We start from the raw sequence: 25338 nt of genomic DNA on the forward strand, positions 1-25338 counted from the left end.
GCGGAGGAGGGCGCGCACTACTGGGTTTTCCAGGTGACCCATAAAGTCAACGCACAAACGGAGGAGCGGCCATGACCACGATACCGCCAGCCGATGCAAAGCTTGTTTGTACAGGGGAGTGTGTTGCAGCATGATGGCACGATCGAGCGCGGAATTCCAGGTGAGACGTGAGAGCGCGCTGCCCCGCGGCGTTGCATGTGAGTTTCCGGTCTGCGCGGAACGCGCCCAAGGCGCGGAGATTTGGGATACAGAGGGCCGCCGCTATATCGATTTCATCGGCGGCATGGGCGCGCTTGCGGTCGGACATTTGCATCCGAAGGTGGTTGATGCGGTCAACACGCAACTGCAGCGCTTCACCCATACCTTCTTCGGCAGCATTCCTTATGACGGGTACGTGCGGCTCGCGGAACGACTCAACGCGATAGCTCCGTTCCCCCCGCCGGCGAAAACCTTGCTTGTTACCACTGGCGCAGAAGCGGTGGAGAACGCGATAAAGATCGCTCGTTTCCACTCGGGTCGAAGGGGGGTCGTCGTCTTCAGAGGGGGCTTTCACGGACGCACGTTACTAACTCTTGCGATGACCTCACAGCTCGACCCTTACAAACGCGGCTTCGGCCCCTTTCCAACCGATGTCTACCACGCGCCCTTTCCGTCGGCCTATCGAGGCCCTAGCGCAGACGAGGCCCTTCAAGCGCTTCGAGACCTGTTCGAGACGCAGATCGAAGCCGACCAAGTTGCAGCTATGGTGATCGAGCCGATCCAGGGTGAAGGCGGGTTCCTCCCGGCGCCACCGGAGTTCATACTCGGTCTGCGCGCTCTGTGCGACGCGCACGGCATCGTTCTGATCGCGGATGAGGTGCAGTCCGGCTTCGCTCGCACCGGCTTGGTTTTCGCCATCGAGCATTCGGGCGTGGAACCGGACCTTGTAGCGCTGGGGAAGAGTTTCGGCGGCGGCCTCCCTATCGCCGCTGTCATCGGCAGGGCGGCGATCATGGACGCCGTGCCGTCTGGCGGACTTGGAGGCACCTACGCGGGGAATCCCCTTGGATGCGCGGCAGCGCTTGCGGCCCTGGACGTGCTGGAGGAGGAGAACCTAGCTGCGCGCAGCGTTGAAATCGGCGAGCGACTCACCAACGGCTTCCGATCCCTCAAGTTGGGGACTAGTTCCCCAATCATCGGCGAGGTGCGAGGTTTGGGCGCGATGATCGGGATTGAACTCGTCGACGGTGCAATGTGCCAGCGCCCGGCGACAGCGCTGACGGCGAGGCTCGTGGAAGACGCCGCGATGCACGGTCTTCTGCTCGCCTCAGCCGGACGCGCGCATAACGTCATCCGCGTCCTTGCGCCACTTACAGTGTCGAACGGGATCGTCGACGAAGCCTTGGCGATTTTTGACGAGTCACTTACGCGCGTGGCCGCTTGCCCGCCGTAGATTTTATATGACGCCGATAATTCGGAAAGGAAGCCGCAAATCTGATTAGGGGTGCCTTCACCGCTCCCGGGCGACGGCGGAGACGATGGACCGCGCCATCTCCTCGGTAGATTCGACGGCACCAAGCCCATGAGCCATGCTGGCGCTTCGCGGATGACTACCGTTTCATCGTTGTGGCTTCGTTGGAGTTTAGGTAAGGCGTAAGGGACGATCAGGCCCTCGAATTCTTCGCCTCGAGCGCCAAAGGGTGGGTTTGCGGCACAGGTTACTGCTTGCCGGCAGAGCACATCGCGCTATTACGAAGTGTGCGTGATCGAGAAGGATTTCACTATAGGCAGGCAGATCACGTCGGCCTTCAGCCGCTGATGAGAGTTCTCGAGCAGGGCGGCAGCTTGTGCAGAGCTTTAAGTTGGGGTGCGAGCCGGCTGGGTTGCCCGCTGGCCCCGTTACATTTCATTGTATCGCCGCATCGCATATCGTTCCTATTCGCCAATAGTCGGAAATGGTGTGATCGACCAATTAATCAAGTCGGTGGCACGTTGAAGGATGGCTTTAGTCTGAGCAAGGTTTGGTGCAACGGCCATCACATAACCCATAGAGTCTCCGCCATCGCCTTTCCTGAAGATCGGCGTCTCAGGTTTAACATGCAACTGGACCTCCGCGACACCTGACAGGGCAGCTGCCCGGTTGGCGCCGTCTATCCAATTGAGAATGCCATCGCGATCAGGAAGTAGGGAACGCCAGGCCGCAGTGTATGAACGCCTTCTGCGCAAATCCCATTCGTTGCCGATGACAAGCTTGATATGCTCAGTGACAAGATCGACACCGTAAGCCAACTGAACCGGTTGAGGACCGCCAGCTAGGCGCGGATTAACTTCGATGATGACGGGGCCACGCTTCGTCAAACGGAATTCAATATTCGTCGGCCCCCAGCCAAGGCCGAGAGCTCGCAAACAGCTCAGCGAAACATCGGCAATGTGATCACGCTCGTCATTCGTTAGTACGGCCGGACAGGTGCACTCACGATAGACGAAATGCGGCGGGGGGCCGAACTCAAGGGCGGCAATCCCAATGACCTCACTTCCCATAATATCAATACTGTAATGCGGGCCTTGTGCGAATTCTTCGACCAATACCCTTGGCGGCGACCTCCATATGTGTTTCCCGCCGAACAGATAGTTCGTATGTTCGACCACTTCATCGCGGTTACGGCACAATCGGACACCTGTGCTGCCTGCGCCCACGGCCGGCTTGAGAACCACCGGCCAGCCGATCTCCATTCACTGCCAAGCGATAAGCAGGTATTGGAACGCCGGCTTCCACGAGGAGCTGACGTTGAACGAATTTGTCGCAGCATCGTTCAACCGATGTGGGGTTCACTCCCGGTAGAGGCTGTCGCATAGAACGCCTCCAGGGAGGACGTAATTCCAGCAATATCATGAATGGCCCCTAGACGGGCACATTCACGGTCAGTGCGTCGATACTGTTTGTATCGACACGGATTGCCTCGTACTTTGCCGCCGCAAGATACTCGTACCCAGCTGGATCAGCCGACAGGGTAATTGGATGAAGACCAAGTCGCTTTGCCGCTTGGATGTAGAGGAGACCAGTACCCGTTGGGTCGCCTTCAACCAGAATGAGTGCTCTCGCTGCCATTGCCCGAGAGATCGCGTGTCGTTTTCGCATCCTGGCGCTGGCAAGCGAATCAAAGTCCAGCTCTGCCGCAGCGACGCAGGGTGCACCGGTGGTCCTGCTCGATTTTATTGCGGTGGTGCTAAGAGTGACGAGTCCAAGCAATACTGCCCACTTCTAGGGAAACGCCGTGACAAACTGTCGGTTGTGTCGAGTCCGTGACACGAAGGCGGTCGGCTTCCCTGATGATGCGCTCTCAATTAAGGCTTTGAATAATCAGTAGAACATCTTTTCTGACGCTCCATCTGCTCAGTTGGCATGACTTTTGAGGCGCCTTGTAGCGAGGCAGCAGGGATTGCCGGCGGCGGGGGCAGAGCGCGCGGCCTACTTTGCAAGCCCGAGGGAGCCTAATGGACGAGAGGATGTGTTCCGCGGCAAATGGCGAAGCTCAAGCGCGCGACGCGCAGTTTTGGGAGAATTCACTGTGAAATGCGCTCTCGATTGGCACGCTGCGTGTTCTTCAGGGTCTTCTAGAACGTGATCAATTATTGTGGGCGTGCCATGGCCACCAAGCCAGGCTCACGCTTTGGACGTCACGCTATGTCTTGTATTTCACCGACCTGTGTCATGCACCAGGCGGAACAATCGGGGTCCCTCGAAGTGCTGGACGAAACCGCGCCCGGCACATCGATATCCGCTTCGGTCTCATAAGGCAGGTCGCGGCCGCTCTGGCGATTTCGCCTGCATCGGACGGATTGGAAATCTTTGCGCGACGCCTTTGAACCTGAGCCAGTTGGTACTGGCGTAGGCGAAGGCGCGGGCACCTAACCGAGAAAGAGGCTTCTGTGCAGATGCTCCCACTACATTTTAGATTGAAACATCGGACATCGAATGGCGCGCCGGGCGCAGCCGAGGCGGCGGCCTCGGACGATATTGCGCATGGCCATCAGATCAGGCCCACAGAGCCGTCGGTTCTGATTGACAAATTTGTCCTTCGTGTCGCGTACCGCACGCTCGTGCCGGAGCCTTTGGACGTACAAACACGACTATCCATCTTGCGGTTGAAGCGGGCGACGCCGACTTCGCCGCCCAAGACAGCGCCCGCGTCGCCAACGACGTGGGTGGGCCGCGACCACGCGGGAGAAGGTGTCCGGGACGGAGCGGTGTGCCGCAAGGAATTCGACACGCCAATGCTGCGCACCGGCTTCGCCATACGCGGACTGGACTCGAATGCGGCGATGGCTGACCGGGACGACTCGGTGCCGCTTGGTCGAGTCGCCCTGCCGGAAGACATCGCTGATGCTGTCGTGTCCTTGGCGTCCGATGCCGCGCGCTATATGTGCGGCGCGCTTGTCGAGGTGAACGGCAGAAAGGCTGTAGGATGACCCGCTTCGCCGGGAAGGTCGCCCTGGTCACCGGGGCCAGCAGCGGCATTGGGGCGGCAATCGCCGACAGGCTTGCCGCCGAGGGAGCCAAGGTATTTGCGGTTCAGCTTGAGGAGGCTGGCCATATAGAAACGATAGTCGCGGACCTTTGCGACCCCGACGTTCCGGCGGGGATCATTGACGATGTCGTTCAGCGGGCTGGCCGGCTCGATATCCTCGTCAACAACGCCGGGCGCATGGTTGAAGCCAAAGTAGATCAGACGGGGCTAGACGAGTGGCGATGCACAATGGCGCTCAACCTTGATGCTCCTTTTCTGCTGATCCGTCGCGCCATCCCTCATCTTCGCCGAAGCCGCGGCGCCATCGTCAATATCGGCTCGATAGAGGGATTGGCGTCCAACGCAGGGCACGCGGCCTATTGTGCCTCGAAGGCAGGGCTGCATGGCTTGACGCGTGCCGTGGCGGTCGACGGCGGGCCAGATGGGGTGCGTTGCAATGGCGTGGCTCCCGGCTGGATAGATACGGATCTCAACGCCAATTTCGTCGCCGCTTTGCCGGAGCAGGCGCGAGCGAGGCTGGGTGCCATTCATCCGTTGGGTCGTACCGGCCGTGTTGAGGAAGTCGCGGCTATGGTCGCATGGATTGCCTCCGACGAGGCTGCATTCGTCACCGGCCAGATCTTTGTCGTGGATGGTGGCCGCACTGCCAAGCTAAGTCTTCCATGAAAGTAAGTTGTCAGAACTGAGCGGCAGAAGTTCCCGGCGATATTCATGTCGTGGGAGGACATCGGAAAGCAGCCTGTCAGAGCCGTGTCAGATATGGGTAGACACATTTGGTCCAACTTCTGGGGCGACCGTTTGATGCGGGTATGGTCATGAATCGTTTCCGCAAAGATCGGGACAGCAGCAGGTTTCTTATCGTCCTTGCTTTCACCACTCAGCGATGTGATCGGGCAGGAATCATGTGGCTCTATCTCCTGAAACGCATTGTCCTTGCGGTCGCAATCACACTTCTGTTCCTGATGGTCCAGGCCGTGAGGGCGATCCTGCAGTAGCTTTGCTCGGCCCACGGGCGACTCCCGAGATGAAGTGGCCAGCCGACACGGTTCATGTAGCTGCATCGCGCGGCGGCAAGACAACCGGTCTCGACGAGGTTCAAATCGTCGCGCAAGGCGCGATAGCCCGAAAAGCAGGCGCGGCACGGTATCGACCGTATAAGAGTAAGTCGGGTTTAACCAAAACGAGGAAACCGGACCGGTCATCCACGCGGTAACGTCGAACCAATCAGAGGACGAACTTGCAAAAAAATCGCCCGCCTGTTGATTTTAATTCGAATGGCCCCGTGCGCTGTTTTCTGTAACTTGCGGTGCGTGAATGGCGCAACAGCGGCAAAAGGCACAGCCTTTCTATCTTAGCGTGCCGAAGATCCTGGCGCTATCTGCGCTGGTACAAACCCGCTGTCCTTAGCCAATTTGGGAGGTTCAAATGGGGCATTTTGCTGAGCATGGCAAACCCATGCCTAAGGTCTTTGACAGCCTTGCCGAGGAGGCAAAAAAGGGCGGAATGGACCGGCGCGAGTTCCTGGCGCTCGCTTCGGTCTTCAGTGCGTCGACAGCCATGGCGTACTCGATGCTGGATGCAATGCCGCCTGCGCATGCCGCAGAACTGCCTAAGAAAGGCGGAACTCTGCGGATTTCTATGCAGGTCAATGGTCAGAAGGACCCGCGCCTAAATGACCTTCCGGATTTAGCGAATATTTGTCGCCAATTCCTAGAACCGTTGGTCAAATATACTACGGAATACACTTTCGAACCCAGGCTTCTTGAGAGTTGGGAAACGAATGACGACGCGACGGAGTATATCCTGCAACTGCGGAAGGGCGTCAAGTGGAACAATGGCGACGATTTCACCGCAGATGACGTAGTGTCTAACCTGCTGCGCTGGTGTGAAAGGGACGTGCCTGGGAACTCAATGGCTGCGCGTATGGCCACGCTCGTTGATGAAAAGACAGGCAAAGCGCTAGACGGTGCCATTACAAAAGTTGACGATCACACGGTTAAGCTTAACCTTCCCAAACCCGATATTACGATCATCCCGGGGTTTGCCGACTATCCCGCGCTCATTGTTCACCGTGACTACGAAAAGAACGGGTCGGACCTCGTCGCACACCCCGTTGGCACCGGGCCGTTTGAACTAGTGTCATGGGACGTAGGTCAAAAGGCCGTCCTGAAGCGTCGAACAAATGGAAGCTGGTGGGGCGGTGAAGCCTACCTCGACGAAGTGCAATTCATTGACTATGGCAGCGATCCGTCCGCTCTTCTGAGCGCTTTCGAATCAGGTGAAGTAGATGCGAACTATCAGACGTTCGCAAACAATGTAACTACATTTGATGACCTTGGGTTGGTGAAGTCTGAGGCGAAAACTTCCACGACGCTAGTGTGTCGCGCCCACGTCGCTACTAAGCCGTACGACGACCAGCGGGTGCGTAATGCACTGCAGTTGGCGGTCGACAATGGTGCTGTGCTGCAACTTGCCGCCAATGGCTACGGCACCATTGCCGCGAACTATCATGTTGCGCCATTACATCCCGAATTTTACCCGGTCCCGGGAAAGAAACGGGATATTGAGGCTGCCAAGCGCCTTATGGCCGAAGCGGGGCAGACGGAATTCGAACACGACATTATAAGCAATGATGAGGATTGGCATAAGGACACGGGCGACGTGATTGCCGCGCAGTTGCGCGAGGCCGGGTTCAAGGTGAAGCGTACGGTGATACCCAGTAGCACTTTTTGGAACGATTGGTTGAAGTACCCGCTTTCGACAACAAATTGGAATATGCGGCCGTTGGGCGTACAAGTCTTGGCCCTTGCCTATCGCAGCGGCGCAGCATGGAATGAGGCGGCATGGTCAAACCCGGAATTCGATAAGAAGCTCGACTCGGCGTTGGCGGTTCCGGATCCGCAGAAACGCAAGGCGCTCATGCAGGATATTGAAACACTCCTGCAGGACTCCGGCATAATCATTCAGCCCTATTGGCTTTCCCTGTTTAATCATTCGACAAAGCAAGTCAGGGGCTACGCCATGCACCCGACATTTGAGATCGACCTGGGTAAGGTTTGGCTCGACGGGGCCGCCTGAGACAACAGCTAGCCCGACTATGGGGCTTCGTCGGACGTGACGAAGCCCTGCACCTTGCGACCTGTGAATGTGCCGTTTGGTGCTGCAGGTGTTATCTGGTGCCGAGAGTGTCGCATATTAAGACGATGATGGCGCCGATGCATAGCCTTGGGCTGACAAAGGCGTAAGGCGAAGGATTGCCATAATAAGCTAGGAGCCCCACGGTGACGGTTGACTGTTCGAGCGCTGAGTTCGGGAATTCTCAATCGCAGTACTCGCCTGAGAGTGCCGGTACGACTGCGGCCCGCTCTGCCTTGGCCGAGTTTGCCGGTCGTTCTGACCTGGTCCGCGAGTTCCTTGTCGCACCTTTCGGCCGCCACAGCGCCGAGCTCCGTTTTATTCTGGACGTGATGCGCTCACAGCCGCTTGCTGGCAAATGGATCGCGATCATGACGCGGCCGTATAGCGAGTGGCGTGCTGCGCGCTGGTCGCGGAATTTGCCCATGCGGGTGGTCGACATGGCCCCGGCATGTTTCCAATCGCGCGAGGAAGTTGAGTGCTGGGTGTTTAAACAGCGTTGGCAGCACCTCATTGGGCCACTCCCAATGCGGGAGGGGGGTGACGATGTCTGATCGCCCAGCGATTCTCGCTTATGCCGACCGCGACAGCGTTAAACCTGGCGAAAGCATAGCGTTCGCTGTGAGCTGTCTGAAACTCGACAGCTTCCAATGCGACTTCGTTCGGCTGCTCGGCTGCGACGCCGGGCCGGAGATGCCACCATTCCGCCCATCCGTCATGGCGGCGCCGGAAGCAGCACGTTATCCCGGGCGCGAGCAGCCCATTCGTGCCGGCTCCTACATCGAGGTCAATGGGTCGCAGCGCTTGGCGGATCTCGGGTCGGTAACGGTCTGCGCCAATATCATGCCGACTCTTATTGCCGGCCAACCGCGCTGCCTGCTCAGCACGCTGACCCCCGCAGGGGACGGGGGGATGGCATTGCGGCTGGAGGCAGACGGCTGCCTGGCAGCAATCCTGGGGAATCCAGTTGAGCCACGGATCTATCGCCTGGCCAGTCCCTTGTCTCTCTGGCTCTGGAGCTTCGTTGCGCTTAGCTATGATGCCCAGCGCGGTCAATTGATGGTCGTTGCGCATCGTCTCGCTTCCGGGACGCATGACCATGTTGGCGCGAACTGGCTTACTGTGGATGACGTAGAGCCGCCCGCGAATGGCGATGGCCGCCTTCTAATAGCCGCCGAGCGGGATGGCGACGGATTTCCTTGCCACCATTTCAATGGCAAAATCGAGCGCCCCCGGATTCTGGCTGCGGCACTGTCGCTCGAACAACTCAGCGATTTGGCATCACGCAAGCCGACTGAACCTTTGAATTGGCCCTGTCTGGGCGATTGGAATTTGCTGGGCGAGCCAGTATCAGAAGTTGTTCCAGATGAATCAGGCTCTGGTCACGACGGCGTGTGCATCAATCAGCCCACCCGCGCTGTCCAGGGATCGGCTTGGGAAAGTCCAACGATGGATTGGCGCCGCGCGCCTGAGCAGTACGGCGCGGCTCACTTCCACCACGACGATATTGAAACCCCCGGCTGGCAGGAAGACCTGAGGCTTACCGTGCCGACCGATTGGTCCAGCGGCTGCTACGCCGCGCGTCTGCGCGGCGCGGATGCAGAGTTTTTTGTTCCGTTTTTTGTACGACAGTCTGCCGACGCCACCAGCGATGTTGCTTTTCTGGCCCCGACTGCAACATATGCGTGCTACGCGAACTTGACCATGCAGCGGCAAACGAACGAGTATAACCTCGGTTGCATCGCGTCCTCGTACACGCCGCTCGATCTGCTGGCTTTCGAACACCCGGGCATAGGTAAGTCGCTCTACGATCCGCACGATGATGGCAGCGAGCGGTGCATTGGCTCGCTGCGACGGCCGGTGGTGAATCTCCAGCCTGGAGGGTGGCTTTGGAACTTCCAGATTGACCTTTGTTTGCTAGGCTGGCTCGCCCGCGTTGCTCCGGATCACCAGACACTGACAGACGAAGACGTCGACCGCGAGGGCTTGGCCGCACTGGACAAATGTCGGGTACTTATTACCGGAAGTCATCCTGAATATTGGTCGCTGCCGATGTTGCAGGCCCTCGATGACTTTCTCAATCGAGGTGGACGGCTCATGTACCTTGGCGGGAACGGGTTTACCAGTGCGATCGATTATCATCCTCAACGAAAAGGCCTGGTTGAATTCAGGCGCCGCCATTCAGGAAACGGCCGCTTTGGTGCTGGCGAAGCCCATAGCAGTTTTACTGGCCGCCTCTGCGGCATGTGGCCGGACTTAGGCAGACCCGAACAATCGCTGGTAGGCGTGGGATATCTGACAGAAGCTTTCGATCGGGGCAGTTATTATCGTCGTCTCGCCGTCAGTGACGATGCCCGAGCTCGATTCATTTTCGAGGGCATAACAGAAGATGTCATTGGCGATTTCGGCATCATCGGCGGAGCCGCCGGACTCGAGATCGATGTGGTCAATGAGGAGCTCGGTACACCACGTCACGCACTCGTGGTAGCCGCCTCCGAGCAGCACGGCAGTTCTTACGCGCGCATACTTGGCGGCCTTAATTATTTCACCAGACTATGGAATGATGCCCCAAGGGAGCCCATTCGTGCGGATATGACATTCTTTGAGACACCCGCAGGCGGCGCGGTCTTTTCTGTAGGCTCGATAGCTTGGGGCAGTTGCCTCCCGCACGCCGGCTATGTCAACAATGTCGCACGCATATCTGAGAACGTGTTACGCCGCTTTCGCGATCCGACACCCTTCCAAATGCCTGACTGAATCGCGGCAGCCGCTTAAGGCAGATATCTGATAGCCTAATTGTCAACCTCTCGTGACCCTCCGGGTGCCAGATCGCGTTTGATGAGCCGCCTCTGACGACACTACAACTGACGCAGGAAGCAGGCACCGATCCCCTGTTCTGACCATTTCGAACGTAACCGCTGTTCCTGGGCCGCCCAAGCAGGGATGTAGCTCCCCCCTTTGTTGACGCGATGTAGGTGGCGGATCATGATAACCAAGGGCGCAAAGAGCGACACCTCATGCTGGTGGGAGGATAAAAATGCAGCCACTTGTCATCGACGCGAAGCCTCAACCTATTTCAATTGATCCCGCTAACGCTGCAGTTCTCGTCGTGGACATGCAGAATGACTTCGGCTCCATAGGTGGAATGTTCGACAGAGCCGGAATCGATATCTCCGGCATTCAACGGGCTGTCGACCCTACTGCCAGCGTAATAGCTGCCGCTCGCAATTTGAGAGTGCCCATCGTCTATCTGAAGATGGGGTATTATTCCGACCTCTCGGACCTTGGGACATCGGACGCCCCCAACCGTATCCGACATCTCCAGATCTTTGGGGTCGGTGAGAGCATGACAGCCCCGGATGGTAGCGAGAGCCGGATTCTGATCCGCGACACCTGGGGAACAGATATCGTTGACGACCTCAAGCCAAAGGCAGGGGATGTCGTCCTCTACAAAACGCGGTTCAGCGGTTTCTACGAGACCGAACTCGATTCTGTTCTGAAGACCGCAGGCATCAAACACCTCATCGTGACAGGATGCACGACCAGCGTGTGTGTGGAGTCGACAATTCGGGATGCCTTCTTCAGGGACTATCACTGTATACTGCTGACGGATTGCACTAGCGAGCCCATCGCCTGGGACGCCTCTAGGAGCAATCATGATGCCTCGATCACGCTCGTGCAGATACTCTTTGGATGGACATCGACGTCCGACCATTTCCTGAAGGCGATCGAGCAGCGAGTTCAGGGGCGTCTTGAACTAGCCGAATGAGTTGGCGAGGCCGCGTATCACCCGAACTCAGATCACGGCCTTGAGATTGGGTGCGGTGACGTAGGCCCATGGCAGGAGATCGTTGATTCGGCTGTTGGGATAGCCGTTGACGATCCTGGTGAGGACGTCGGCGAGATAGCCGAGTGGCTCGACGCCATTGAGTTTGCAGGTTTCGACTAGCGACGCAATGACCGCCCAGTGTTCGGCACCGCCGTCGGAGCCGGCAAAGAGCGCGTCTTGCGGTTGAGCGCGATGGGCCGGATGGACCGCTCGACCGTGTTGCTGTCAATCTCAATGCGACCGTCGTCGAGGAAGCGGGTCAGCCCTTGCCAGCGCGAGAGAGCGTAGCGGATCGCCTCGGCGAGCTTTGTCTTCTGGCTGATCAGGCCGAGCTTTTCGCGCAACCAGGGTTCGAGATCGGCGACAATAGCGCGGCTACTTTCCTGTCGCATCGCACGGCGCTCCTCGGCCGATCGGCCACGGATGCCGTCCTCGATCTTGTAGAGCTCGGCGATCCGTCTCAGCGCCTCGCTGGCGATCGGTGCGGGACCGGCAGCTGCCAGTTCATAGAAGCGTCGGCGCACGTGTGCCCAGCAGAAGGCGAGCGTGACGCCACTCTTTTCGGCCAGCACGCGATAGCCGCCATAGCCGTCGACCTGCAGGATTCCGCCAAATCCTGCGAGATGAGCGATCGGCCGCTCGGCCTTTCGGTCCGGCGCATAGACATAGGCGACGCCCGGCGGGTCGCTCCCCTCCCATGGTCGATCATCGCGGGCATAGGCCCAGAGCTGCCCAGTCTTGGTCTTGCCGCGGCCGGGATCGAGCACCGGCGCCGTGGTCTCGTCAGCGAAGAGTTTTGGTGAGGTCTTCAGCTTGCCAAGCAGCCGCTCATGCACCGGACGCAGGTGCCAGGCGGCGCGGCCGACCCAGTCGGCGAGCGTGGAGCGATCGAGATTAATGCCTTGCCGGGCATAGATCTGCGCCTGACGATACAGCGGCAAGTGATCGGCGTATTTGGAGACCAGCACCTGGGCGACCGTTGCCTCGGTCGGAAGACCACCCTCGATCAGCCGCGCCGGCGCGGGAGCCTGAACGACCACATCCTCACAGGCGCGGCAGGCATATTTGGGCCGCCGCACGACGATCACACGCAGCTGCGCCGGAACGATATCGAGCCGCTCGCTCACATCCTCACCGATCCGGTGCAAGTCATTGCGGCAGCAAGGGCAGGCATGGTCCTCGATGTCGACCACCATCTCCACGCGCGGCAGATGGGATGGCAGCACGCCCCGGTTCGCTCGGCGCTTTGCGACACGCGCCTGACGTTCGCCAGCAGCGGTCTGTGCCTGCTCTTCGTCACCGGCGGCCTCGATCTGCTCGGCCTCTTCGAGCCCCAGCAGCAATTGATCCTCGGGGAGCGTCTCAGCACGACGGCCGAAGCGGTGGCGCTGCAATTCCTTGATGATCTGGATCAGCCGGGCGTTCTCGACGTCGCGCGCCAGGACCATCGCCTTGAGCGCATCCGGATCGTCGGGAAGCTGGTCCGCCGTCATCGCCATGACCGGATCAGACCATATTCGCCGACAGCCCGCGACAGCGGAATCCAGGCTGATTCACTTCGTCGCGGGTCAGCCGGCCTGGGCTGGAACACGGGTCCGGCGCGCCTCATGGACGCGCCGCCAGTCGAGACCTTCGAGCAGCGCCGAGAGCTGCGCGGCCGTCAGCCGCATCATGCCGTCATGCACCTTCGGCCAGCGGAACTCCCCATCCTCCAAACGCTTGGCATAGAGGCAGACGCCAGTGCCATCCCAGAAGATCAGCTTGATCCGGTCAGTCCGTTTCGCCCGGAAGACATAGACCGCCCCACTGAACGGATCGGCCCCCATCGTCTCTCGCACCAGCGCCGCCAATCCCTCCGCGCCCTTGCGGAAGTCGACCGGCTTCGTCGCCACCATGACCTTGACCGCACCCGTCGGGCCAATCACGCTGTTGCCTTCAGCGCGCGGATCACTGCGGCCACCGTCTTGGTATCGGCGCCCCGGCCGACGCGCATCGCGATGCCGTCGATCTCAAGCTCGATCATGCCTGCATCTCGGGTGGCTTGCCGTTTCCGCTGCTTCGGTGAACGGCTGGCTGCAGGTTCCGGCACCACCACAACCGCCGGCACGAAGGTCGGGGATTCCTGCTGCGCCGAAGCAGCCCGTTTGCGCGCTTCGCGACGCCAGGCGAAGACCTGTTGCGGCCTGAGACCATACCGGCGGGCGACCTCGGAAATGATCGCGTTCGGTTCCAGCGTCTCCGCGATGATCCGCACCTTGTCGTCCACCGACCAATGACGCCGACCGCCGGCCCCGTTGATCACCTCGAAACGCCGAAGCTGCCGCTCCGGGTCAAGCGTAAGGTCAAGTCCAGACACAAGCCGATCTCCGATCCCAATACAGGATCGGCAACCTCACAGATCGCGACCAATCCCGAAAGGTGGTCCCACAACAGCGCTTACTTTCGAACCGCTGCTCGAAGGGGATTTTCCACGTCGACAGAACAGGAATGTCCTGACGCCGATTTCGTAGCCACGTCCCGGCGCGAGCTTTCGCCAGATATTATTGGAGGGTAAGTGCCCGGTGACGACCGCCTTCCGTGGCGGGGTTCGGATCGGATAGGGGTCGGGCTCTGGACGCTGAAGATAGTGTCCATGAGCGGGGCTTAATGGACACGATCGGGACGGATGGAGTGGCAGGCCAACATTCTCGTGGCGAGACGGCGCGCGCCCGCCGGCGCAAGTCATACAGTCTCGAAGAGAAGCAGCGGCTGGTTGCCGAGAGCTGTGAGCCTGGGGCGTCGGTGTCGCTGGTGGCGCGGCGGCATGACATCAATGCGAACCTGTTGTTCACGTGGCGCCGGCAGATGCGCACGCCGACGTCGGCGGCTTCGCCGCTGGAATTGGTCCCCGTCGAAGTTATCAGCAGCGCGTCGGCTGCCTCACCAGCCGCGGCGGCCGGGGCGGAACAGCGCGGCATGATTGAGATCGTCCTGGTCGGCGGTGTGCGCGTGCGGGTGGACGCCGAGGTCAGCGAGGCAGCGCTGCGGCGGGTGCTGTCGGCTCTGAAGGCGGTGGCATGATAGCGCCTGGGTCTGGGGTGCGGGTCTATCTGGCGACGCAGCCGTGCGATATGCGCAAAGGGATGGATGGCTTGACCGCCCAGGTCCAGAACGTGCTGGCCGCCGATCCCTTCTCCGGGGCGCTGTTCGTGTTCCGGGGCAAGCGCGGCGACATGTTGAAGATCCTGGCCTTGGACGGAAGCGGGCTGTGCCTGTTCGCCAAGCGCTTGGAGCAGGGAAAGTTCGTCTGGCCGCCGATCGTGGCGGGTCGGCTTCAGCTGACAGCGGCCCAGTTGGCCTTGCTCGTCGAAGGGATCGACTAGCGGCGGACAGTTGCGCCGGAACCGGTCAGCGCCCGGAAACCATCTAAATAAGTTGTAGAAGTTTGCACTTGATCGGACAGTTGGCGTCTGAGAATGGTCCGTTTTGCCTGTCTGATGGGATCAGGCGGCGATCATTTTCTCCTTCGCCAGCGGGGCCGTGTCAAGGAAGGTCTGCATCGGCGTCTTGCCGAAGCACCAGCGGCCCTGATGTGGGCGCTCCTCATTGTAACTTCTGACCCATTCATCCAGATCGGCCTGCAGCTCCTCGATCGAGCCGTAGATCTTCTTCCTGAAGGCGACCCGGTAGAACTCGTCCAGCACCGTCTTGTGGAACCGTTCAACGATGCCATTGGTCTGCGGGTTCTTGGTCTTGGTGCGGGAATGATCCACATCCTCGAGCGCCAGATAGAGCTCGTATTCGTGATGTTCGGGATTGCCGCAATATTCGGTGCCGCGGTCGGTCAGCACCCGGCTTAGCTTCACGTCGTGGGCGTCGAAGAACGGCACCACGCGGTCGTTGAGGAGATCGGCGGCGGTGATCGGCGTCTTGCGGTCATAGAGCTTGGCGAAGGCGACCTTCGAATAGGTGTCGAGGAAGGTCTGCTGATAGATGCGTCCCACCCCCTTCATGTTGCCGACATAGAAGGTGTCCTGGCCGCCGCAATGGCCCGGGCATTCACTCTCGAACTCACCATGCGCCTCCTTGTCCAGCTTGGCCTTTTCCAGCGCCGCCAATTGGCTCTCGGTGAGCACGATACCGTCTTGGGCGACCTTCGCCTCCAGCGCCTTCAGCCGCTTCTTCATCGTCTCCAGATCGTGACGCTGCCACACCCCGCGTACGCCCGATGGCGAGACCGAGTGGCCGAGCTTGCGCATTTCGTTGGCGATGCGGGTCTGTCCATAGGCGGGATATTCCAGCGTCAGCTCGAGGATGATCGCCTCGATCTGCGGTGGCGTGCGGTTGGCCAACAGCGGCTTCCTGCGCGTCAGTTCCTGCAGCGCCAGTTCGCCGCCGGTCTCGTAAAGCTCCTTGAAGCGGTAGAAGCTGTCGCGCGAATAGCCCATCATCTTGCAGGCCTGGCTGACATTGCCGAGCTGTTTGGCCAGCTCCAGCAGCCCCACCTTGGCGCGGATGATCTTTTGGTCCTTGGTCATGTCAGTGTCCTTTCTAACGCCGAGGCCGGGCGCTGCGAACCACCACTCCGCGCCCGGCCTCGGCTCAAGCTTCAGCCTAGGACACCGTCTGTCAGATAAAGTTTAAACTTTTCCAAATAAGTTCCTGATTCCAAGTATTTATCCTCGCTCGCGAGTCATGACTTTGCTATAAGCCGGCATGTCTCTCGCCACTGCGGAATTGCCGTCGGATCCGGCCGCGCTGCGCGCGTTCGCGGCGGCTTTGCAGGCCGAGCTCTACGCCAAGACGCTGCATATCGAGAAGCTGAAAGCCCAGTTGGCGACGCTGCGGCGCGCGCGCTTCGGCCAGTCGTCCGAGAAGCTCGATCGGCAGATCGATCTGCTCGAGCTGATCATCGGTGATCTGGAGGAGGCCGAGGCCGCCAGCGAAGCCCGCCACGATGCGACTGCGGCGATGCCAGGCGCGATGCCGGCGCCGACCAGGCCACAGCGCGTGGGCAATCGCCGGCCGCTGCCCGATCACCTTCCGCGCGAGGTCATCACCCACGCCGGGATTTGCGCCTGCCCGGCCTGCGGTTACGAGCGGCTGCGCAGGATCAGCGACGATGAACGCGAGGGGCTGGAATATGTGCCGTCACACTTCAAGGTCCTCGTGCATGTGCGGCCGAAACTGAGCTGCCGGTACTGCGAGGCCATTACCCAGCCGACGATGCCCAGCCTGCCGATCGAGCGCGGCAGACCCGGCCAAGGGCTGATCGCGCAGGTGCTGGTGTCCAAATATTGCGACCACCTGCCCTTTGAACCGACAGTCCGGCATCTACGCCCGCGAGGGCGTCGACCTGGATCGATCAACCCTGGCCGACTGGGTCGGAGGGGCCGCCTGGCTGGTCGCGCCGGTGGCCGAGCGCATCGGCGACTACGCTCGCGCCGGCCCGGCCATCCATGCCGACGACACGCCGATCCCGGTTCAGGATCCCGGACGCGGGCGCACCAAAAGCGGCCGGCTATGGCTCGTTGTGCGCGACGAAGGCACCTGGGGCTCGCCCAATCCGCCGGCGGCTTTCTATCGCTACTCACCTGACCGCAAGGGCGAGCACGCCCACGCTCTGCTGGCGCCGGCATCCGGCTTCCTGCACGCCGACGCCTATGCCGGCTTTGACAAGCTCTACGAACCGGATCCGATCACCGGTCGCCCGCGCCTGGAGCCGGTCGCGTGTTGGGCCCATGCCAGGCGCGAACTGTTCGACGAGCACGCTAAGACCAAATCGCCGATCGCGCGTCAGGCATTGGACAAGATCGGCGCGATCTTCGCCGTCGAGCGCGACGTCAACGGCCGGAGCGCCAAAGTTCGTCTGGCCGTGCGCGCCAGGCTCAGAGCGTGCCGTTGCTGGCCGACCTCAAGAATTATCTGGAGGCCAGCCTGGGCAGGATCAGCCGCAAGGGGCGACGAGGTGTCGGGAGCTGCCAACGCTAACGCGGCCTATACCGGGCACATCATGGGGATTCGGCGGATGGGCCGCGGGGCGATCCGATTCTGTCACCCAAACTCGCCCAGGACCCCGACAACCTGATGCTGGTCTGTGACCTGCACCATCGAGTTTTCGATCGCGAAATGGTCTCCGAGCATCCCGCGAATGTCCTGACGGCGATGAAGCGCCGCCATGAAGTCCGCATCCGGACGGTCACAGCCATCGGACCTGAGCAGTCATGTCATTCGATACGCTGCGAGGATCGGGACCAACGAATCTCCCGTGGCCAAAGGCGACCTCAAATGGTCGATGATCCCGGATCGCTATCCGCTTGACGACGGTTGGATAGATCTCGATCTCGCGACGCTCGATCTATCCGATCACGAACCGGATTTCTGGCGCATCCAGGTCCGCAACCTCCGGACCGGCTTCGTCGAGAAAGTTCGCGGGCGAATGGAGCGGCAGGAAATCCGTCGCTTGACAGTATTCGGATTGGCGCCGATCCCGCTACTGTTCGAGCTGGGCCGTCTGATCTCCGACATCGCGCCTGCAGACGTCAGGCAGTTGCTGCGCAGCCCCAAGGGCTGGAAGTGGGATCTTGAGGCTCCGCCGCTCCGCTTCAAGGTCCTGCGACCATCCGGTCTGGCCGGCCTGGTCGCGCTGAAGCTGGAAATCAGCGCACGCGTCGCAGACGAGCGGATCCACGCGGTGCTTGGCACCGATGTAGCGATCTGGTCCATCGCGGCCGACGGAGCCCATAACGACATCATGCGCAGTCAGGCCGATATCGTCGAGTTCGCGCGTCTTTTTAGAACAACGCTGGACGCCATCAAGGTAGCCCATGGCGAGAACATGATCGTACACGTGTTTCCCGCCATTCCGGTTTCCGTCGCCATCGAGTCCGGTCGCTCCTGGCAGCCGAAGGCACACCCCACTCTCAAGATCTACGACCAAAACAAGAAGCTGGGCGGCTTCATTTTCGCCCATGAACTTGAACACGCCAGCTAACGAGGAGTTTTTCATGAACGTGCATATGAGCCAGACGATCACTCAAGAGGCCCACGAAGTTCTCGAAGACCTCGGCAAAGAACTTGGGATTCCCGAGCGTCGATACGAACAGGCGGCGACGAGCTACAAGTCGCTGGGCGACTGGCTCAACCGACCGGAGTCGACAATTTGGCAATACGGGCCCCAAGTCCACGTCCAGGGGTCGTTCGGTCTCGGTACCGTCACGCCGCCACTCACCGCGGACGAACACTACGACATCGATGCCGTTTGTGAGTTTCACCGTCTGACGAAGAACGAGACCACGCAGGCCAATCTGAAGCGCCTGCTCGAAACCGAAATGAGACTATACGCGCGCAGCAAAAACATGATCAAGACGTACTTTCAGGAGACGTACCTTGGGTCGAGGCCAAAGTAGCTCAACATCGGCCTTCAAGTACACAACTTTGGGTGTCCGATCAGCAAGGTGTGCTTCCCCACGACAGGGACGCTCCGAAATCGGCGCAGCAGCTTTAACTGTATCTGCCGAAAGACGGCCCTCGGAACCCTACCGCCAGATCAATGTTTCCCAGGCGGCCAGCAGTTCCCTTGGCTTACCCTCCCGAGTGCTCCGCCTTCCGTGCTAGGCTTGGTGTTTAGACACATTTTCCATTGATCGACTAAGGATGGAAATGGCTTCGTCCAGAATCTCGTTCGAAGTTGTGAGTGGCACAAGGAAGCGGATCACGTTGTGAAAGCGTCCTGCCGAGGCCAGCAGCAGGCCGTTTTGAGCGGCTTCTTGGATGATTCTCGTGGTGACATCTGTCGCGGGCTCGCGGCTGACGCTATCCGTAACCAATTCTATGCCAATCATTGCGCCGAGCCTACGGATCTCGCCGATCTCTGCATGGTTGCTTCTAATTCGGAGGCGCTCAAATCCCGCTTGTAGGCGCGCACCGATTTCTTCCGCCCGAGTGAGCAATCCTTCGTTCTCAAGAACGTCTAGGACTGCCAGTGCGGCTGCGCATGCCAATGGATTACCCGCGTAAGTGCCCCCAAGCCCCCCGCGGTGAACCGAGTCCATGATCTCGGCCTTGCCGATCACGGCTGCAAGTGGCAGGCCGCCCGCAAGGCTCTTGGCGGCAGCTATCAAATCCGGCTGAACGTCGAAGTTTTCTATGGCGAAAAGTCTGCCCGTCCGTCCAAAACCCGACTGGACCTCATCAGCGACCAACACTATGCCGTGAGTGTCGCAGATCTGTCTAAGGGCTTTAAGGAATTCAGAGGACGCCGGCAGGAAACCACCTTCGCCCTGCACCGGCTCAATAACAATTGCGGCTACTTCTGATGCATTGAGTTCTGCTTCAAACAGAGCATGGAGGGCTGACAGGGCGTCTTGCGTGCTGATTCCGCGATAAGCGTATGGGAACGGAACACGATAAATGTCTCCTGGAAATGGGCCAAAACCCACTTTGTAAGGGTTTACCTGAGCTGTCATTCCTAGTGTCAGGAGCGTTCGGCCATGAAAGCTTCCGCTAAAGACAATAATTCCCCGGCGGCCCGTATGGTAACGAGCGATCTTAACTGCGTTCTCGACTGCTTCCGCGCCGGTCGTAACGAGCAGGGTCTTGGCTGGAGCCATCGGTGCAAGAGCATTTAGTCGCTCGGCCAAGGCAACATAGCCTTCATAAGGGGCAGTTCCAAAAAAGGTGTGAGTGAAGCGATTCAACTGATCGCGAACCGCTGCTACGATTCCAGGATGCGAATGACCAACAGCGAGGGCACCCATTCCACCCACGAAGTCGATGTAACGTCGTCCGTCAACGTCCCAAAGCTCTGCGTTAAGAGCTCTATCAGCGAAAATTGGGAACGCGCAGGCTACACCACTGGGAACCGCCGCTATGCGCCTGCTCTCAAGTTCGCGGTTTGTGACGCTCATATTTTGTTCCTCTGCCCATAGGCAAATTACTTGGCTGCGGCCCTTTTAGTCGCCAGCTTTTTGGACTTGCCGATTAGCAACGCACGATCAAAGGGTCAGGGACGATTAGCACGTATCGAAGCCTTGCAGAGATGCAAAAAAATAGCCTGCCGATTGACTTTAGTTCGAGTGGCTCCCCGAGGTGCATTGGTAGATACGTGAACGGCCGTCGGATACGCTCGCGTATGTGCGGGGAGGTGGCCGATCGGGTGGAAATGCCAGTGGCGCTCGCCAATTTGCCCGAGCCTTCGAAAAGCTTGCCCGGTCACCATGCTGATCCCGCTCGACGGCACGCAAAGGGCAACCGGACCGGTAGACGAAAGGCAAAGGCACAGAGATGGGCGAAGTGGCTGGCGCAGATGCGGATGTAATTTCGCCAGCGACGTTTGCGCCGCTCAAGAATCGAACCTTTCGTTCCATCTGGCTCGCCACGCAGTTCTCAAGTCTTGGTTGGCTGATGCAGACTGTTGCCATCAGCTGGCTGATGGCAACGATCTCGACGTCCGATCTGATGGTTGCGCTGGTGCAGGCTTCATCCACGCTACCTGCGTTTATTCTATCTGTCTTCCTCGGGGCCATTGCCGACAATTTCAGCCGTCGCAGGGTCATGTTCGCCGGCTGGTGCCTTATGGCGGCGGCGTCTGCGATGCTGACCGCTGTTGTAGCGCTGGGCTTTCTCGACCCATGGATGATTCTCGGCTTCAGCTTTTTAATCGCATGCGGCGGCGCTCTCAACGATCCCGCCTGGCAGGCGTCGGTTGGCGATATGGTGGACCGGCGCGATGTTCCCGCTGCCGTTACCCTGCTTTCCGTTGGCTTCAACACCGTACGGACCGTGGGCCCGGCGCTCGGCGGCATCGTGGTTGCCTCCTTCGGGCTTTTGGCCGCTTTTACCGTGACCACCCTCACCTATTTGGTACCCTTGGCCACCATATGGCGCTGCAAGTGGAAGGTTCGCTCCTCACCGCTCCCGCGTGAATCCATGAGGACGGCGATCTATGACGGGCTGCGCTTCACGGCGATGTCATCGGAAATCAAGGCGGCGATCGCACGCGGAACCCTCTTTGGCCTTGCGAGCATCGCCATACTCGCGCTGCTGCCCCTGGTCGTCCGCGACCAGCTGGGAGGAGGCCCGCTCGCCTATGGCACGCTTATGGCAGGTTTCGGAACAGGCGCGGTCTTCGCCGGCCTCTCCAACAGCCTGTTCAGACGGAGCTTGTCGCAGGAACAGCTGATGAGGCTCTCCTGCGTCGCCTGCGCGGCGTGCTCCCTCTCCCTGGCGCTTACCTCTTCGATCGGCGTGGCGGCAATTGCACTTGCTTTGGGCGGCGCAGGCTGGGTCACTGCCTGGTCCGGGGTTGGCGTGAGCGTGCAGCTGGCAAGCCCGCGCTGGGTCGTGGGGCGCACGATCTCCATCTACTATGCATTGATAGACGGCGGCATAGCGGCCGGCAGCTGGGTGTGGGGCACCGTTTCCCAGAACCATTCGCTGACCTGGGCGCTAGAGGGTTCCGCTGCGGCCCTGCTGCTCGTTGCTGCAGCCGGCGTTCTGTTTCCTCTTCGCGAGCGCCGCGAGTCCGAGCCCGATCCTTTGGAGGAATTCGACGCCCCAGCTGTCGCTCTCAGTTTGAAGCCGAGAAGCGGCCCGATCGTGGTCAAGATCGAATATCTGATAGCCGAGAGAAATGTCGAGGCCTTCCTCGACCTCATGCGGCAGCGGCGTCATGTACACAGCCGCGTCGGTGCTCGGAACTGGACGCTCCAGCGCAACCTTCAGAATCCTATGCAGTGGACAGAAACGTTCCGCACGCCGACCTGGACCGACTACCTTCGCCTCAATCATCGTCTCACGGAAGTAGACAAGGAACTGGACAAAAGGGTCCTCCTCCTGCACGCAGGAGAGTTTCCACCTCAGATCACACTTTCGATCGGGCGGCCGACGGGGCCCAATCGCAAATCCGAGCAATCCGTTCCTTATTTTCCCCGCCGTTGACCCTCTCCCAAGGCTGAGAGCACGTGACGACATGCGGAATTGTGGCTTTCACCGTTCGCCGTAGTCGACGAACGGCTAAGCGCTCGCGGAGTCGGTACCCCATCGAATTGGTCGGTACCTCAATGAAATGTTATGAGCTCGCGCTTCGCCGCGGCATGGGACTGGAGCTTCAACGGGCTCCGGTCCGTACTTCGGCCGCGGCGTTAGGCAATCCGAATGATACGAAGTGCTCCTGACCAGATATCAGCCAGAAACCCTAGCTTTAAGCACCCTCATAACCCCCGATTAGGTAAGGGATAGCAACGACTATTAGCCGTCAGATGCGCGACTTGCTCGTGTCAGGCGGCGCGGCGATACGCCGATTCACCTAGGTATGCTCGATCATAGCCCGAACCGCAAAAAAGTTGCGTGCCTAGTGACTTTATTTCGACTGCTCCCGCTCCTCAGCTTGCATATAACACTGACCTGTAGCCCGAATTGGAGACAGGCAGATGTCGTTCAAAGGCGTTATTCCGCCCGTCACAACGCCCTTTCATGCGGACGGATCGATCGACCGTGACGGCTTCTGCGTCATGGTCGAGCACCTGGTCGCAGCTGGCGTCCACGGTATCATTGTCGGTGGCACGACAGGCGAGTACTACGCTGAGTCGCGCGACGAGCGCGTCAGCTTGCTTAAGCTTGCCAGGAGCGTGGTGAAGGGGAAGATGCCCCTGATCGCCGGCGTCGGCGCCATTCGTACCGAGGATTGCATCGAATATGCGCTAGTTGCAAAGGACCTGAAGTACGACGGGATCCTGATCGGCTCGCCGTACTACGCTGTTCCAACGCAGCTCGAACTTGGCAATCATGCGCTTGCGATCGACAAGGCAGCCAACCTACCGGTGATGCTCTACAACTATCCCGGACGCACAGGCACGATGATGGACCTCGAGTTCCTGGACCGGGTCGGTCGCAGCTCCAATTTCTGCGCCATCAAGGAATCCAGCGGCAGCATGAATCAGCTGCACGCTTTGGCTCGTGACTATCCCCACATCGATCTGTTTTGCGGCATGGATGATCAGGCCCTCGAATTCTTCGCCTGGGGCGCAAAAGGGTGGGTGTGCGGCGCCGGCAACTGCCTGCCGGCAGAGCACCTCGCGCTCTACGAAGCCTGCGTGATCGAGAAGGACTTCACCAAGGGCCGGCAGATCATGTCGGCGCTTCTGCCTCTGATGAGGCTTCTCGAACAGGGCGGCAAATTCGTCCAGAGCATCAAGTTCGGGTGCGAATTGGCTGGATTGCCGGCTGGGCCCGTGCGCCTGCCGATGCGGGCACTCGGCGACGAACAGAAGCGGGAACTCGAGTCGACGATCCGCACCCTTAAGGCAGTCATCGCGTCAATCACTGCAAAATCCCAGAAGAGGGCTTCCGAGAATGTCATCGCTATTAACGCGTGATGAGTACCAGAACCTGGCCGACAGCCTGCCACTGCCGACCAGCGCAGTAATTGACGGCAAGGCGCAGGCTGCACAATCTGGGGATACTTTCGAGACCATTAATCCCGCGACAGGGCAGGTCATCGCCAGGATCGCTTCCTGCGGCCAGGCCGATGTCGATCTCGCTGTCGAGAAGGCGCGACTGGCGTTTGAATCGGGCGCCTGGTCGCGTGCGCATCCGAGCGAGCGCAAGCGCGTTCTGCGGCGGCTCGTGAAACTGATGAAGCGAAACGCCCATGAGCTTGCAGTGCTTGAGACGCTCGAAAGCGGCAAGCCGATCTACGACGTCGAAACCATAGACATCCCCGAGGCTCTGCATTGCCTGGAATGGCATGCGGAAGCCACCGATAAGCTCTACGGCCAGACGTCACCTTCGGGCGACGATGTCGTGTCGATGATCGTGCGCCAGCCGCTGGGCGTGGTCGCCTGCGTTCTGCCCTGGAATTTCCCGATCCTCATGCTGGCCTGGAAGATCGGTCCGGCACTTGCGACGGGCAACTCCGTCATCGTCAAGCCGGCCGAGCAGACCAACATGTCGACGTTGCGGATCGCCGAACTGGCGCATGAGGCCGGGCTGCCGTCAGGCGTCCTGCAAATCGTCACCGGTCCGGGCGAAGTGGCCGGCAAGGCACTCGGCGTGCATCCCGATATCGACATGGTTGCCTTCACCGGGTCAACTGACGTCGGCCGGAAATTCTTGGAATATTCCGCCAAGTCCAATCTCAAGCGTATCGTGCTCGAATGCGGGGGAAAGAACCCATGCATCGTGCTGGAAGACGCCGAGAACCTCGACGTTGTTGCACAGCATGTCACCCAAGCTGTTTTCTGGAACATGGGCGAGAACTGCTCGTCCAATTCCCGCCTGATCGTGCAGGAGAAGGTCAAGGACCGCTTGGTGGAAACCGTCCTCCATAAGCTCAGGGAATGGCCTTTGGGCGAGCCCTTGGACCCGGGCAATCGGCTCGGCGCAATCGTCTCGAAGGAGCAGTTCGACCGCATCATGGGCTACATCAAGAAGGGGCGGGCAGAAGGCGCCAGGATCGTCACGGGCGGCAACGCCCACAGGCTTGGCAAAGGCTATTTCATCGAGCCGACCGTATTCGACGATGTCACGCCCGAAATGGCGATTGCGCGAGAAGAGATTTTCGGTCCAGTGCTGTCGGTGATCAAAGTGGCCAACGCTGATGAGGCGCTTCGGGTCGCCAACGATACGCAATACGGGCTTGCAGCGTCGATCTTTACCGCCAATCTCGGCAAGGCGCATCGCATGGCAAGGGACATTCGCGCCGGGACGGTGACCATCAATTGCTACGGCGAAGGAGACGTCTCGACTCCCTTCGGCGGCTTCAAGCTTTCGGGCTTCGGGGGACGAGACAAGTCACTGCATGCCCACGACCAATATACTGAACTCAAGACCATCTGGGCGGACATCTCCGATCCTAAAGTCTCGCGTTCGGTAGACTAGCCTAGT

19 protein-coding genes and 4 pseudogenes are annotated in these 25338 nt (G+C 59.8%); 17 read left to right on the plus strand and 6 right to left on the minus strand.

Annotated elements, in window-relative coordinates; genetic code table 11:
• Window positions 1–130: 130 nt before the first annotated feature.
• Window positions 131–1432, plus strand: coding sequence for a 4-aminobutyrate--2-oxoglutarate transaminase (gene gabT / locus NKJ35_RS27435; RefSeq protein ID WP_352650606.1), 1302 nt, complete (start codon window positions 131–133; stop codon window positions 1430–1432).
• A gap of 206 nt (window positions 1433–1638) precedes the next feature.
• Window positions 1639–1880: pseudogene (locus NKJ35_RS27440) on the plus strand (dihydrodipicolinate synthase family protein); the annotation flags it as partial.
• Window positions 1881–1914: 34 nt separating this feature from the next.
• On the opposite strand, the pseudogene NKJ35_RS27445 reads toward NKJ35_RS27440, so the two are convergent.
• A pseudogene (locus NKJ35_RS27445) lies at window positions 1915–3088 on the minus strand (ATP-grasp domain-containing protein).
• An 827-nt stretch (window positions 3089–3915) separates the two neighbouring features.
• Between NKJ35_RS27445 and NKJ35_RS27450 the strand changes: the two are divergent.
• The 6 genes from NKJ35_RS27450 to NKJ35_RS27470 all read left to right on the plus strand — a co-directional run bounded on the left by NKJ35_RS27450 (window position 3916) and on the right by NKJ35_RS27470 (window position 11412).
• The gene (locus tag NKJ35_RS27450) at window positions 3916–4449 is read left to right on the plus strand and encodes an SDR family oxidoreductase (protein ID WP_352650663.1); all 534 of its coding nucleotides are present in this window, start codon (window positions 3916–3918) and stop codon (window positions 4447–4449) included.
• The gene (locus NKJ35_RS27455; protein ID WP_352650608.1) at window positions 4446–5174 is read left to right on the plus strand and encodes an SDR family NAD(P)-dependent oxidoreductase; all 729 of its coding nucleotides are present in this window, start codon (window positions 4446–4448) and stop codon (window positions 5172–5174) included. Before NKJ35_RS27450 ends, NKJ35_RS27455 begins: the two co-directional genes overlap by 4 nt.
• Window positions 5175–5933: 759 nt before the next feature.
• Window positions 5934–7586, plus strand: coding sequence for an ABC transporter substrate-binding protein (locus NKJ35_RS27460; protein ID WP_352650610.1), 1653 nt, complete (start codon window positions 5934–5936; stop codon window positions 7584–7586).
• Window positions 7587–7789: 203 nt separating this feature from the next.
• The gene (locus NKJ35_RS30975) at window positions 7790–8197 is read left to right on the plus strand and encodes a N,N-dimethylformamidase alpha subunit family protein (RefSeq protein WP_023816965.1); all 408 of its coding nucleotides are present in this window, start codon (window positions 7790–7792) and stop codon (window positions 8195–8197) included.
• A complete protein-coding gene (locus NKJ35_RS27465; protein WP_352650612.1) occupies window positions 8190–10400 on the plus strand; it encodes a N,N-dimethylformamidase beta subunit family domain-containing protein in 2211 nt (736 codons plus the stop codon). Before NKJ35_RS30975 ends, NKJ35_RS27465 begins: the two co-directional genes overlap by 8 nt.
• 280 nt (window positions 10401–10680) lie before the next feature.
• Window positions 10681–11412: a cysteine hydrolase family protein gene (locus NKJ35_RS27470; RefSeq protein ID WP_352650614.1), complete on the plus strand. Its 732-nt coding sequence runs from the start codon at window positions 10681–10683 to the stop codon at window positions 11410–11412.
• Between the two features lie 27 nt (window positions 11413–11439).
• On the opposite strand, the pseudogene tnpC reads toward NKJ35_RS27470, so the two are convergent.
• The 3 genes and pseudogenes from tnpC to tnpA (NKJ35_RS27485) form a co-directional block, all read right to left on the minus strand.
• Window positions 11440–12971, minus strand: a pseudogene (tnpC, locus tag NKJ35_RS27475) (IS66 family transposase).
• Between the two features lie 69 nt (window positions 12972–13040).
• Window positions 13041–13397 carry an IS66 family insertion sequence element accessory protein TnpB gene (gene tnpB, locus NKJ35_RS27480; protein WP_023709031.1) on the minus strand — a complete coding sequence of 119 codons (357 nt, stop codon included), beginning with the start codon at window positions 13395–13397 and terminating at the stop codon, window positions 13041–13043.
• Window positions 13394–13828: an IS66-like element accessory protein TnpA gene (gene tnpA / locus NKJ35_RS27485; RefSeq protein ID WP_352650615.1), complete on the minus strand. Its 435-nt coding sequence runs from the start codon at window positions 13826–13828 to the stop codon at window positions 13394–13396. Before tnpA (NKJ35_RS27485) ends, tnpB (NKJ35_RS27480) begins: the two co-directional genes overlap by 4 nt.
• 290 nt (window positions 13829–14118) lie before the next feature.
• Here tnpA (NKJ35_RS27485) and tnpA (NKJ35_RS27490) point away from each other — a divergent pair, with 290 nt between their 5' ends.
• Both tnpA (NKJ35_RS27490) and tnpB (NKJ35_RS27495) read left to right on the plus strand, forming a co-directional pair.
• Entirely contained in the window at window positions 14119–14532 is a 414-nt protein-coding gene (gene tnpA, locus NKJ35_RS27490; protein WP_352650617.1) for an IS66-like element accessory protein TnpA, read from the plus strand.
• Window positions 14529–14834 carry an IS66 family insertion sequence element accessory protein TnpB gene (gene tnpB, locus NKJ35_RS27495; protein WP_352650619.1) on the plus strand — a complete coding sequence of 102 codons (306 nt, stop codon included), beginning with the start codon at window positions 14529–14531 and terminating at the stop codon, window positions 14832–14834. The genes tnpA (NKJ35_RS27490) and tnpB (NKJ35_RS27495) overlap by 4 nt, the downstream gene beginning before the upstream one ends.
• 120 nt (window positions 14835–14954) lie before the next feature.
• Here the strand turns inward: tnpB (NKJ35_RS27495) and NKJ35_RS27500 are convergent, their stop codons facing one another.
• Window positions 14955–15989: an IS481 family transposase gene (locus NKJ35_RS27500; protein ID WP_352650621.1), complete on the minus strand. Its 1035-nt coding sequence runs from the start codon at window positions 15987–15989 to the stop codon at window positions 14955–14957.
• A gap of 178 nt (window positions 15990–16167) precedes the next feature.
• On the opposite strand from NKJ35_RS27500, the pseudogene NKJ35_RS27505 reads away from it, so the two are divergent.
• The 4 genes and pseudogenes from NKJ35_RS27505 to NKJ35_RS27520 all read left to right on the plus strand — a co-directional run.
• A pseudogene (locus NKJ35_RS27505) lies at window positions 16168–16647 on the plus strand (transposase domain-containing protein); the annotation flags it as partial.
• A gap of 118 nt (window positions 16648–16765) precedes the next feature.
• Entirely contained in the window at window positions 16766–17539 is a 774-nt protein-coding gene (locus NKJ35_RS27510) for an IS66 family transposase (protein WP_352650623.1), read from the plus strand.
• A gap of 180 nt (window positions 17540–17719) precedes the next feature.
• A complete protein-coding gene (locus NKJ35_RS27515; protein WP_352650624.1) occupies window positions 17720–18445 on the plus strand; it encodes an SAVED domain-containing protein in 726 nt (241 codons plus the stop codon).
• 13 nt (window positions 18446–18458) lie between these two features.
• A complete protein-coding gene (locus NKJ35_RS27520; protein ID WP_352650626.1) occupies window positions 18459–18860 on the plus strand; it encodes a nucleotidyltransferase family protein in 402 nt (133 codons plus the stop codon).
• A gap of 204 nt (window positions 18861–19064) precedes the next feature.
• Here NKJ35_RS27520 and gabT (NKJ35_RS27525) read toward each other — a convergent pair whose 3' ends face one another.
• Window positions 19065–20360: a 4-aminobutyrate--2-oxoglutarate transaminase gene (gabT, locus tag NKJ35_RS27525; RefSeq protein WP_352650628.1), complete on the minus strand. Its 1296-nt coding sequence runs from the start codon at window positions 20358–20360 to the stop codon at window positions 19065–19067.
• Window positions 20361–20736: 376 nt separating this feature from the next.
• Here gabT (NKJ35_RS27525) and NKJ35_RS27530 point away from each other — a divergent pair, with 376 nt between their 5' ends.
• The 3 genes from NKJ35_RS27530 (at window position 20737) to NKJ35_RS27540 (ending at window position 25332) form a co-directional block, all read left to right on the plus strand.
• Window positions 20737–22392 carry an MFS transporter gene (locus NKJ35_RS27530; RefSeq protein ID WP_352650630.1) on the plus strand — a complete coding sequence of 552 codons (1656 nt, stop codon included), beginning with the start codon at window positions 20737–20739 and terminating at the stop codon, window positions 22390–22392.
• A gap of 491 nt (window positions 22393–22883) precedes the next feature.
• Entirely contained in the window at window positions 22884–23828 is a 945-nt protein-coding gene (locus NKJ35_RS27535; RefSeq protein WP_352650632.1) for a dihydrodipicolinate synthase family protein, read from the plus strand.
• Window positions 23806–25332, plus strand: a complete 1527-nt coding sequence (locus tag NKJ35_RS27540; RefSeq protein ID WP_352650633.1) for an aldehyde dehydrogenase — start codon at window positions 23806–23808, stop codon at window positions 25330–25332. Before NKJ35_RS27535 ends, NKJ35_RS27540 begins: the two co-directional genes overlap by 23 nt.
• The last annotated feature ends 6 nt before the right edge of the window (window positions 25333–25338 follow it).

It is taken from the genome of Mesorhizobium sp. M0136 (assembly GCF_040322515.1).
Lineage (GTDB): Bacteria > Pseudomonadota > Alphaproteobacteria > Rhizobiales > Rhizobiaceae > Mesorhizobium.